This window comes from Candidatus Arsenophonus triatominarum, from assembly GCF_001640365.1.
GTDB lineage: Bacteria > Pseudomonadota > Gammaproteobacteria > Enterobacterales > Enterobacteriaceae > Arsenophonus > Arsenophonus triatominarum.
Genome location: NZ_LWMI01000040.1, coordinates 1 through 10,280, shown reverse-complemented (window position 1 = coordinate 10,280; position 10,280 = coordinate 1). Strand labels below are relative to the sequence as shown.

Sequence of the window (10,280 nt, the reverse complement as noted above, 5' to 3'; positions counted from 1 at the left end):
ACGGCCAGGAATGTACTTTACGGCTGACGCAGCATGAAAGTGCCCTCTACCTGGATTTGACGGTAAAGGGAATACCTGTTGTCCAGGGCGTCCCCTGTCTGCATGGCACGCGCCTTGTACGCTATGCCTGGCTCGGCTTCACCGGTGATTTATTCTTCGTGGATACCCAAGGGCAAGAAGACCCGCGTTGGCACGGTCTAGGGAGTCGATGGTTTCTTTTTTACGAGGATGGAAATGTACAGCAAAAAAACGCTTAAGTTTGCGTTCTCTCTGGATACGGGCAACGGCCAGATAGAAGAATTAACCTTGGATAACGTTAAATCCTTTGTCAGAACCAATAGCTACGGCGGATACGGCGGCGTTGAGGCAGAGTGCGCCCTCTATGGGTTAAGTTTAGAACTCATCGGGATGTTGTCACCAAAAGATTACAGTTCGCTGGTGCTCGATGGACGACAATTTGACATAGCTATCTATAGTGGGGATATTTTGATATTCGAGGGCGCCGTCAGATCTGCTTATGCCAATATGAATACGATGCCCGAATCTCCGTTTGTCATTCAAGCGCTGGCCGCCAGTGACCTCCGTGCTAAAGTCATTCCGCCGATTTCACGCACGGGTGTCGTGAATGTCAGTGATTTACTCGATTCGTTATGTCAGCAGAACGGCTATACGTTTCAACCCAATTTATTGGGCGGCTTAACCGAATCCAACCCGTATTACGCCGGCAGTGTTTTTGCTCAGATAGCCGCCATTTGCCTGTCTCATCGGCTGGAATTTCAACCGGTGGGAAAAATCATCCATGTTTGGCCTGCTGGGAAAACAAGGGATGCGGTTATGCCGAAGATTTCGGCGGAAAATGGCTTGATAGGGTATCCGATCCACAACGCGAATGGATTAACCTTTCAGACACAGTACAGCCCCTTGCTGGCATTTGGGCGATCGGTATCGCTTGATACGTCGTTACCGGGTGCCAGTGGTCTCTACCTGTTAACGGGTGTCGAACACTTTCTTTCTTCCTGGGTGCAAGGGGGAAACTGGCACAGTGTCTGTAACGCAGTGAGTGTTGAAGCTTATGAGAGAAACAAACAACCGTGACGCATCCGGTAATGATGCAAACACCTTTATGCATGCCTTCAGTCAGCTTCTTGCCGGCTGTTTTTTTTGTGAAATTGTTCAGGTGATTGCGTTACACGGTGAAGCGCCCAATCTGGTGGTGGATGTCCGCCCCCTGCTGGCTTATCCTGATACGCGGGGTGTCCTGATGGAGAGTACCCCAATTTACGCCATTCCGGTATTTCGCCTGCAACGGGGGAACAGTGCCCTCATCATGAATCCGGTCGTGGGGGATATTGGTCACCTATTAATTTGTGACCGTGATACCCGCCGTGTCAGGGCAACCCGCCAGAGCGCATTACCGTCTACTCGCCGTAGACACAACCGCGCCGACGGCATTTACATGGGTGGACTGCTGAATATGCCACCGACCCAGTTTATTGAATTTGCGGATAACCGAATAAATATCACCAGTCCAGGAAACATTGAAATCCACTGTCAGCAGGCCACTATCAAGGCCCCTTCTGGGGTGATCCTCGATACGCCCCAAGCGCATTTTACCGGAAATGTCACGGCGGCGGGTGACATCACCGATAATGTCGGTACGCAACAGGCCAGCATCAAAGCGCTGCGGGAAGCTTACAACAGCCATTATCATCATGTGAACGGGTAGAAAGCGGCAGCAGCCGTGTCACATCGGATAAACCGGAGCACACGCTATGACCTATTGCACCCTAAAACTGGATAAGGCGTGGGATTTAACGCTAGACGGTGAAGGCAATTTGGCAATAGTGACCACCCCTGCCGCGGTAGCCCAGGATGTGGCCTCGGCCTGTCTGGTATTTATGGGTGAATGTTATTTTGACCGTTCACTCGGCATTCCATGGAAGGAGGAAGTCCTCGGAAGACGACCCACTGCCGGATTTATTGCGCAAAAACTACAAGTTGAGGCCGAAAAACTGCCCGTTGTTAACCAGGCAATAGCAAGCGTCAGGCTGGATAAGGCCAGTCGGAAACTGCGCGGTGTCATTCGCGTCACGGATAACGAGAATAACCGATTGGAGGTGATATTATGACCACAGTGAAAACCGCGGTACCTGATGTCACGATAACCGAAAACGGGGTGTCGGTGCCGGATATCGCGGACGTGCTCGCCGGACGGCTGACGGATTTTGTCGGCATATTGGGCGGCCATGCCAGTCAATCACTGAGCGCCCCCCAAGGACAGATAGCCCAGAGTGAGACCGAAATACTGGCGCAGGTCTACGACAAATTATTATGCCTGTTCAACCAGATTAACCCCGATTTTGCGAGCGGGCGCTTTCAGGATGGAATAGGGCGCATCTATTTTCTCAATCGTATTCCTGGTCAGGGTAGCGTTGTCATGGCCACCTGCACGGGCAAAGTCGGCACCCGTATCCCAGCAGGCAGTACCGCCCAGGATAAGGCCGGTTATTTGTGGCGTTCAGTGAGCGAAGCAACCATCCCTGCCAGCGGCACGGTAAAAATCCCCTTCCAGAACACGACGCATGGCCCCATCGCCTGCGCCACGGGGAATTAACGCAAATTTTTAGCTCTGTTTCAGGGTGGGACGCCATCACCAATGACACACCGGCCCGTGTCGGGTCACAGGTAGAATCCCGCATTGCCTTTGAAACACGCCGCCGCCAATCAGTGGCGCGCAACGGTCGTAATACCGATGGTGCGATGAAAGCGGCCCTACTGGAAACCCAAGGTGTGACGGATGCGTATGTCTGGTCAAACCGAACAAGGGAGACGGTCACTATCGGCACGACTCTTTATCCGGTTAAACCGCATTCCGTTTTTATTTGTGTGAATGGTGGCAACGATACCGATATCGCCGAGACGATCTTCCAGTATTACAATCCTGGCGCGGACATGAATGGGGATACCACCTTTACTGTTTATGATAAAGAGAACTACTCGCCGCCTTACCCGCAATATGTGATGCAGTGGCAGCGAGCCACCCCATTAAGCGTCTATTTTTCCGTCAACATTGATAAAAGTCTCAATCCTCCCTGTGACATTACCGGGCAAGTTAAAAAAACAGTTATTCGCGTGTTTAATGGCGAGGTAGAAGGCATTCAACGTGCGGGTATAGGGGCAACCCTGAATGTGGGTAAATACTACGCGCCGATTATTGCGATTGAGCCTTATTCGGTGAGTGTCGTATCAGTAATGATATCCCAAGACGGCAAAAACTGGCTGTCTGCGTTAACACCAGGCGTGGCGCAAGTCCCCGTTTTGCAAGCCGATAACATTCACGTGGAGTTAAAATGAGTTGGCAAAAAACGGTGCTAAACCAGTACAGTGCCAGCCAGAAATTGCTGTCTGTCATCGCAACATTCGAGCAGGCGGTGAGTCTGGAGGATTTTACTGACCGGTTTCTTGATGAAGTGTGGGATATCACCACCTGCAACCGCTTTGGTCTGGATATGTGGGGAAAATCGTCAACATTTCACGTTACATCACGGCGGAAGTCGATAACAGCGCGTTTGGGTTTGCGCAGGCAGACGAAGGAAAAGCGGATTATCCCACCCCGTTCAGTGATGCCCCTTATTACGCGGGTGTGCAGGAAACCAGAAAAATCCGGCTAGCGGACAACGCTTATCGAAGCCTGATACTCAGCAAGGCGTTTTCTAACATCAGTATTGCGACTATTCCTGAAATCAATCGCTTCTTACGTTTTCTGTTTAAGGAACGTGGCGAGGCGTTTTGTGTGAATTATCGTGACATGACTATTGGTATTACCACCGCCTTTCCCCTAGAACCCTTTGAATTGTCAGTATTGAGAAACAGCGAGGTCACCCCGTTACCTTCTGGGGTACTGATGAATATCAATCAGGTCGTCGCCCCCTACTTTGGCTTTGCCGAGGATGCCTATCCGTTTAATGAGGGGACGTTTTTTACGGCGGGACGTTAATCATCCAGTAGAATTTTTTGGAGTATTTTATGAAAAAAACAGACTTGCCCGCTCGTAAACCGGTGCCCTTTGGGGCGAATGGTTCACGGCGTGATTTAACGGCGAAAACGCCAACCGGCAGTAATCAGGCTTCTTATGATGCCGGTTTTCCCCCCATTACCATGACGATTAAAGCCGCAGGCGGCTTGCCCCCTGATGGCCGTGACATGAATCAGGCACTTAACGAACTATACACCGGCTATCGTTGGCATAATGCGGGCGCGGGTTACCCTTTTGATGCCGATTTTGCCACGGCGATTGGTGGTTATCCGGCGGGGGCGAAAGTGCCCAATTCCACGAATGACGGTTTTTGGCTAAATACAATAGACGGGAATACGACCAATCCGGAAGTGTTGGATGCCTCCGCAACAGGGTGGGTACCCGTGAATAGTTACGGCATCACCAGTATAACCGGACTGGAAACCGGCACGATAACCTTGACTACCTTACAGGCCGCAAAAGAAGAACTGGTCTTCAGTGGCAATCTTATTGCTGATACCACCGTAATTTTCCCGCCATGGATAAGAAACTGGACTGTCACCAATCACTGTCAGGGGAATTTCACCCTGACCTGTAAACCCCTGTCAGGGACTGGTGTTGTACTGCCCAGTGGCAGAAATGTTATCCGTTGCGATGGTTCACAGATTATTTTTGCTATCCTCGTTGCGTCGCTCACTCAACACGGTCTCACACGGTTAAGTAGCGCCACTGACAGCAATGATGAAACGCTGGCCGCCACACCCAAAGCCGTCAAAGCCGCTTATGACTTGGCGAAAACCGTAAGTATTGACGGAATTTATCCGGTAGGGATTGTTGTCTGGTTTGCTCAAAATAAAAATCCCAATACCTTATTTCCAAATACAAAATGGCAATACATTGGTGAAAATAAAACCATTCGTTTAGCAAAAGCAGATGGTTCTAATGTATTCACTACCGGAGGCGCTGATGCTATTAAGCTGACAGAAGCCCAATTACCCGCTCACGGGCACACTTTTTCAGCAACAACCAGTAGCTATGATTATGGTACTAAAAATACGAATGCAACGGGTAATCATGCACATAATTTTGCAGGCGTTGTACGTGACCCATGGAATGCAAGAGGCGATGACGGTAATCCTAATCAATGGAAACCAAGGGCTCAAAATACATCACAAGCGGGGAACCACTCACATACTGTTACTATCGGTGCACACACCCATTCTGTTTCAGGTACAACGGGAAAGACGGGAAGTAGTAGCGAAATTAATATAACGAATGCTTTTATTACGCTAATGGGCTGGTACAGAATCAGTTAAGGAATCAAAAATGTTTAGAATTTTTAAAGCCTATACCTACACGAGTGATACACATGAGTTGCTGGGTCCTTGCGATGCTTACACGGATGAAACTCATGACATACTGCCTTTTCATACTGAGAAAAAACCAATTGACAAAAAGGAAGGTTTCGCTGTTGTTTTTAATGAACAAAATCAGGAATGGGAATATCAGGAAGATCATCGCGGTTTGGTTTTGTTTGATACGAAAAGCCGTCAATCTGTCACCCTTGAAAAATTAGGTAAGGTACCGGAATATTTAACATCATTAGCCCCTCAAAGCGAATATGATGTTTGGGATGGTGAAAAGTGGGTCAAGGATGCAGAAGCTGAAAAATTAGCAGAAAGACAAAAATTAGAAGGCATCAAACAACAAAAATTATATGATGCCACTCGTGAAATTGCACCCCTTCAAGATGCAGTCGATTTAGAAATGGCCACCGAAGACGAGAAAAAACGACTGATAGCCTGGAAAAAATATCGGGTTTTTGTGAACCGTACGGATGTTTCAACTGCACCCGATATTGACTGGCCGAAAAAACCGGATTGAGTAGCTTTCCAACGCCAAATCAGCATGACAGAAAAGAATTGGTTGATTTATTTCGCCGTGCTAAACGTTGCAAATTATCCTCAACATCCGCTTGGGTGACCTCGCCAACTATCTGACCGGATTTGTCATAACGAAATGCGCCTAACTGGATAAGTGCGCGATAATCGGCGTGATGACCAACACTACCCAAACAGGCTCTTAAACGCCTTCTCGCTATCGGTAAGCCCTTTTCCTTCACCTCTTGCCACATATCCTGCTGGATGCCAATTTTCATTGGGCACAGCTTGCCATCAGGGAAAAGATAAGGCCAAAACGTGCTAATTTGTGAAATTGCCTCATTTAACGGTAATCGCTTTTTAGACGGTGTGGGTGATTTAGGTGTTTTAACCTTCACTTCCTGTTTGGGTTTAACAACCGTCTGCTTGGGCTGCTGTTTTACGGCTTTCGAAGGATGAGGTTTTTTTTCTGTTTTTTTGACGCAGCCTTTACCCAGACCTTTTTACGGTAAGCAAGGTCACTTTTGTGATGTTCTTCCGATGAAAGCTTTCTAGGACGATTAAGGCTTAAATTTTGGCGTTCTGTCATGGTTTAATCTTTAAACAGGTTGCTCATTTCAGTATCATTTAAGCTCGTAAATTTCATCACCGATTGTCTATCCATGCCACTTTCGAGCATTTGGCGCGCTATCTTCATGGAAGCCTGTTTTTCGCCCTCAACTTTCCCTTGTTGCATACCTTGTTGTATGCCTTGTTGCATACCTTGTTGTATGCCTTGTTGCATACCTTGTTGTATGCCTTGTTGCATACCTTGTTGTATGCCTTGTTGTATGCCTTGTTGCATACCTTGTTGTATGCCTTGTTGTATGCCTTCTTCTCGTATACCTTGTGCAATATTCATCAATGCCCCCTCATGTTTCTCTGTCTGTCTGGCTATCTCTTTGATTAACTTTGCTGGTTGCTCAGCATTGCCTTCTTGGATTAGATAGTTAAACATAGTAATAACTTGATTATCAGTATAATAATTATACGACAACAGTTTAACAATACTATTCAGTAGCTCGGCCATATCCCGTCTTCGAATGTGTTTTTGGATAAGCTCCAATAACGCCATTCGCTTATGTTGCATAATCTCACCGTCATCAAGCGTGGTGACATCGACTAGCTTAAACGGTTTGGTGTATATCTTTTCGGCAATATCTCTGCCACTAAAGCAGTCTAGCCAGTCTGTACTATACGGATGAGGGCTTTTCTCACCGCAATAAAACAGGATGGGAAAAACCAGCGGCAACTCTTTATGACCAGCCTCTAAATGCTTTTGCATGGCAGCCATACTGTAGCGCATGAGTCGCCATGCCATGAGCTTGTCAGGGGTTGATTGGTGTTCAATCAGCAGATAGAGATAACCTTGTCCCTTTTCTGTTTTGACAGAATACAGGATATCACTCTGGTAGTTTTTCATCTCACTATCAACAAATGAGCCAGATTCCACTTTGAGGCTATCTAAGTCACACAGTGCCTTAATCTCATCCGGTAGCCAGATATCAAAGAAATCTTTAGCGGTCTCTTTTTCACTTAAAAACTGCTTAAATACCGCATCATGGGGCGTTGGGGTGAATTTTTTACTCATCGGATATCTTCAATAATTGCTCGCGTCAGATTGAATTATGGCAAACAAACCCGCTATATTAATCATTACATTTAAGACATCATAATCCAGCTTTAGCAATAACGCCCCTATTTACCTCAGGGGCATTTTTACTTTAATGACTCGGACTAAATCGGTAAGGACTCGGTTTTTCCAATACTGCGCCCACCTCTTTGGCTTTTTTCTCAGCCTCGAAAAATCCGTGGACTATTTCACCATCTCGAAATCGCCAAGCGTCACCCGTACCGTTTGCCAGTCTTGCCATCCAAACATTGCTATCTTTGTTGGTTGGAATTAACCGCTTTTTGCTAGTCTTAATCTTTTCACGAAGCTGTATTTTTTCGTCCTCAGACAACTCAGCGGACAACAGGGTACAATGCTCAACGATTTCAGCAAGGTTTTTTTCGTCGGTGGCATCGTCGAGGGCGATTAATACGGCGTCCAATTTTGGATTAGTTGCTGGTTGTACATCTGTCGCCGTTTCTTCTTTTTGACGTAGTTTTTCGTTTCGCTCACGGATAATATCCCTCATCGATAGCCGTTTAAACGAAGTAGGAGCCATTCTGAGCGGTTTTTCTGTTGAATTTGCATCTTCGTATACCCCAAACATCGAAAATAGTTCAGAGGCGCAAGGAAGCCGTCTAGCGAGGCGATGAATCACTGTCTTGAGTGCCATTCTGTCGAACCACTTCACCCAAGGGCTTGTGTAGTCTTTTGCGCTTTTCACTGTATCGCGTATCTTTTCCACGTCAGCGCGACTCATCACTTCAACAACCAGTTCACCGCTATTGAGTTTGGCGAAGGCATAGACTTTTACTACCTCATCACCATCAAAAAACGCTGGACGGTGGGTTAAATGCTCGCCGTTTTCATCAATCACATATTCAAACTCATCTTGTGAATAGACAACCTTTGCAATGATATTGGCTACCTGACCGGATTGACGGGCACGTTTCATAACACCGTCCACCATCGGCATGTAGACGGCTTTTTTCACAAATTGATTATTGACTTTGGTACTACGGACAATCAGAGCAGCTTCTCGTCCGTCAGGCATAAGTCCGTCTTTGGCGCAACGGGTTAAGGCCAGCACCAGTGATTGCTTATCGGCTTTTTGCAAATCCGCATTTTCAATCAATGCGGTTGCGGCGGTTCGGGTGAACTGCTCAGGCGTAACCTGAGCAGGTAACAGGGCTGCTATGCCTTGCTGCGTAATGACCGATTGCAAATTGGCATAGACGTTGTTCATGGTTTCCAGTCCGGTATTCATGCTACACCCTCTTCCATCATCAAAGCTTCTCTGCGTTTTCTATCCGCCTGTTTTGCCCAGAAAGGACGGGATATTTTGACTATTGGGTAGGTTTCTATGACGCTTTCTAGCATATCAATCACACGATTTACTTCGTATACGCCCTGCTCGCTATCTTCGTCGTCGGGTTCACAAAGTTTCACAGGAAAACGCCCATAAGCTGGGTTTTTGCCAATTGCACAGAAAGTGAAAGCTATCGCTTGACCAAATACCTGATTAGCAATCAGACGGTAAAATTCCGCTTGTATGTGATAACCAAACTCATCAACAGATTTCCCAAAACCTTGAAAATTGTCAGTCGTTTTCACATCCAACAAGAAAGGCTTATCTGAATAGATTCCCAACAAATCAGGACGAATTTTCAATAGCGTCCCCTTTTCCGTGCGATAGAAAATTGAAACCTCTGGTTCGCCGTTTTCGAGTAGCTCTTCAACCATTGGGGTAAGCCAGCGCAGAATCACGCATCAATTGGATTGCCTCAAATTCCTCCTTTTTTAAAACAACCCTTGCCAATGTTAGATTTTTTTTCTCAAAATCGGATAGCGTTTTTTTGCCATCCTTTGTACGCAAATCCAGCTCAGGTGCAGAAACATATCTTAGCGGAAATTTCTCCGGCTCAAGAATAGCCGTATGTACCGCATCACCAATCAAAAACGCTCTTGTTTTTCCTTCCTGAACGGGTGCGTCCTTGTCCCAATCCAGCACAGCTATTGTCTCTGCCTTTTGCACCAACCTAATTTGCGTACTCGAATAACCGTTTGCCGCGTGATAGGTGCTATTTGACAAACGGCGAACAATCAAGTTCTCTGTGGGTTTCAACGCATCCACACAGCCGTTCAACATCTCAAGCGTGATATTTTCACCGCTCATGATTTTTCCGTTAACGGGAGGAAAAGCAGAGAAGATAGAGTTGTCGTCTATGTTTGTGACTTTTGAGTTAATTAATTGTTGCCCTTCTGTGTAATTATTAACCAATTCTTCAGGTACTATATTCGCCTCCGCTTTTTTCCGCTTCTCCCACGTTTTCCACAGACATAACGACAGATTTAGTGGATAACTCATTATTTTTTCCACACTCAAAAAGATGAATCGCTATTTCCTTGATTTCGCTTAAAGAGATAGTTTTGTCTGCTTCCTGTATTTTCACAGACAACAATTCACGAAGATTGGTATATTGCTCAAAAATCTCTGGCTCTTCTGATGGATTGGCCAACAAATCCTCCGCATCGCGAATCTCGCCTTCGTCGTATTCTTCCTGAACCCCAAATATCGTGAGTAAAGCGCAAAACTGGTCTATGCCCTGTTTTTCGATAATATCCGTCTGTTTTTCGGTATTAGCGAGATACTCTTCAACGCTAATTTCTTCCAATCTGGGCGATTTGTAAAACAGCAGTTTGCGCCGTCAGTCTCAAAAGATATATTGAGAGG

14 protein-coding genes and 1 pseudogene are annotated in these 10,280 nt (G+C 46.6%); 9 read left to right on the top strand and 6 right to left on the bottom strand.

What is annotated here, in order from left to right; translation table 11 throughout:
* From AYJ55_RS32245 to AYJ55_RS20790, 9 genes and pseudogenes are all read left to right on the top strand, one after another.
* Nucleotides 1-257 (top strand): phage baseplate plug family protein (locus AYJ55_RS32245; RefSeq protein ID WP_063657782.1); only part of this gene is annotated, 257 nt, incomplete at its 5' end.
* The gene (locus tag AYJ55_RS20820) at nucleotides 235-1,095 is read left to right on the top strand and encodes a hypothetical protein (RefSeq protein WP_063657781.1); all 861 of its coding nucleotides are present in this window, start codon (nucleotides 235-237) and stop codon (nucleotides 1,093-1,095) included. The genes AYJ55_RS32245 and AYJ55_RS20820, both read left to right, overlap by 23 nt.
* Nucleotides 1,073-1,726, top strand: coding sequence for a phage baseplate protein (locus AYJ55_RS20815; RefSeq protein ID WP_162505779.1), 654 nt, complete (start codon nucleotides 1,073-1,075; stop codon nucleotides 1,724-1,726). Before AYJ55_RS20820 ends, AYJ55_RS20815 begins: the two co-directional genes overlap by 23 nt.
* 46 nt (nucleotides 1,727-1,772) lie before the next feature.
* Nucleotides 1,773-2,129, top strand: coding sequence for a contractile injection system sheath initiator (locus AYJ55_RS20810; RefSeq protein ID WP_063656260.1), 357 nt, complete (start codon nucleotides 1,773-1,775; stop codon nucleotides 2,127-2,129).
* Complete coding sequence (locus AYJ55_RS33840) at nucleotides 2,126-2,614, top strand: baseplate J/gp47 family protein (protein WP_245677493.1); 489 nt, start codon at nucleotides 2,126-2,128, stop codon at nucleotides 2,612-2,614. The genes AYJ55_RS20810 and AYJ55_RS33840 overlap by 4 nt, the downstream gene beginning before the upstream one ends.
* On the top strand, nucleotides 2,512-3,354 hold the full coding sequence (locus AYJ55_RS20805) for a hypothetical protein (protein ID WP_245677492.1): 843 nt from the start codon (nucleotides 2,512-2,514) through the stop codon (nucleotides 3,352-3,354). Before AYJ55_RS33840 ends, AYJ55_RS20805 begins: the two co-directional genes overlap by 103 nt.
* Nucleotides 3,351-3,997, top strand: a pseudogene (locus AYJ55_RS20800) (baseplate wedge 1 family protein). Before AYJ55_RS20805 ends, AYJ55_RS20800 begins: the two are co-directional and overlap by 4 nt.
* Before the next feature lie 29 nt (nucleotides 3,998-4,026).
* Entirely contained in the window at nucleotides 4,027-5,331 is a 1,305-nt protein-coding gene (locus AYJ55_RS29945; RefSeq protein WP_162505732.1) for a phage tail protein, read from the top strand.
* Nucleotides 5,332-5,341: 10 nt separating this feature from the next.
* Nucleotides 5,342-5,899: a tail fiber assembly protein gene (locus AYJ55_RS20790; protein WP_063657587.1), complete on the top strand. Its 558-nt coding sequence runs from the start codon at nucleotides 5,342-5,344 to the stop codon at nucleotides 5,897-5,899.
* Nucleotides 5,900-5,918: 19 nt separating this feature from the next.
* Here the strand turns inward: AYJ55_RS20790 and AYJ55_RS20785 are convergent, their stop codons facing one another.
* The 6 genes from AYJ55_RS20785 to AYJ55_RS20760 form a co-directional block, all read right to left on the bottom strand.
* The gene (locus AYJ55_RS20785) at nucleotides 5,919-6,293 is read right to left on the bottom strand and encodes a ProQ/FINO family protein (RefSeq protein ID WP_063657588.1); all 375 of its coding nucleotides are present in this window, start codon (nucleotides 6,291-6,293) and stop codon (nucleotides 5,919-5,921) included.
* Between the two features lie 194 nt (nucleotides 6,294-6,487).
* On the bottom strand, nucleotides 6,488-7,525 hold the full coding sequence (locus tag AYJ55_RS20780) for an Rpn family recombination-promoting nuclease/putative transposase (protein ID WP_063657589.1): 1,038 nt from the start codon (nucleotides 7,523-7,525) through the stop codon (nucleotides 6,488-6,490).
* A gap of 133 nt (nucleotides 7,526-7,658) precedes the next feature.
* Nucleotides 7,659-8,813 carry a recombinase RecT gene (locus AYJ55_RS20775; RefSeq protein WP_063657606.1) on the bottom strand — a complete coding sequence of 385 codons (1,155 nt, stop codon included), beginning with the start codon at nucleotides 8,811-8,813 and terminating at the stop codon, nucleotides 7,659-7,661.
* Nucleotides 8,810-9,289 (bottom strand): PD-(D/E)XK nuclease-like domain-containing protein, encoded by a 480-nt coding sequence (locus AYJ55_RS20770; RefSeq protein WP_063657780.1) that lies wholly within the window; start codon nucleotides 9,287-9,289, stop codon nucleotides 8,810-8,812. Before AYJ55_RS20770 ends, AYJ55_RS20775 begins: the two co-directional genes overlap by 4 nt.
* Nucleotides 9,282-9,914, bottom strand: a complete 633-nt coding sequence (locus AYJ55_RS20765; RefSeq protein WP_162505778.1) for a PD-(D/E)XK nuclease-like domain-containing protein — start codon at nucleotides 9,912-9,914, stop codon at nucleotides 9,282-9,284. Before AYJ55_RS20765 ends, AYJ55_RS20770 begins: the two co-directional genes overlap by 8 nt.
* A complete protein-coding gene (locus tag AYJ55_RS20760; protein ID WP_063657778.1) occupies nucleotides 9,832-10,221 on the bottom strand; it encodes a hypothetical protein in 390 nt (129 codons plus the stop codon). Before AYJ55_RS20760 ends, AYJ55_RS20765 begins: the two co-directional genes overlap by 83 nt.
* Between the last annotated feature and the right edge of the window lie 59 nt (nucleotides 10,222-10,280).

Bases quoted from the DNA above. Each gene is read 5' to 3' on its own strand.
- AYJ55_RS20815 (WP_162505779.1), top strand. From the start codon at position 1,073: ATGAGAGAAACAAACAACCGTGACGCATCCGGTAATGATGCAAACACC.
- AYJ55_RS29945 (WP_162505732.1), top strand. From the start codon at position 4,027: ATGAAAAAAACAGACTTGCCCGCTCGTAAACCGGTGCCCTTTGGGGCG.
- AYJ55_RS20775 (WP_063657606.1), bottom strand. From the start codon at position 8,813: ATGAATACCGGACTGGAAACCATGAACAACGTCTATGCCAATTTGCAA.
- AYJ55_RS20790 (WP_063657587.1), top strand. From the start codon at position 5,342: ATGTTTAGAATTTTTAAAGCCTATACCTACACGAGTGATACACATGAG.
- AYJ55_RS33840 (WP_245677493.1), top strand. From the start codon at position 2,126: ATGACCACAGTGAAAACCGCGGTACCTGATGTCACGATAACCGAAAAC.
- AYJ55_RS20770 (WP_063657780.1), bottom strand. From the start codon at position 9,289: ATGGTTGAAGAGCTACTCGAAAACGGCGAACCAGAGGTTTCAATTTTC.
- AYJ55_RS20820 (WP_063657781.1), top strand. From the start codon at position 235: ATGTACAGCAAAAAAACGCTTAAGTTTGCGTTCTCTCTGGATACGGGC.
- AYJ55_RS20780 (WP_063657589.1), bottom strand. From the start codon at position 7,525: ATGAGTAAAAAATTCACCCCAACGCCCCATGATGCGGTATTTAAGCAG.
- AYJ55_RS20765 (WP_162505778.1), bottom strand. From the start codon at position 9,914: ATGAGTTATCCACTAAATCTGTCGTTATGTCTGTGGAAAACGTGGGAG.
- AYJ55_RS20810 (WP_063656260.1), top strand. From the start codon at position 1,773: ATGACCTATTGCACCCTAAAACTGGATAAGGCGTGGGATTTAACGCTA.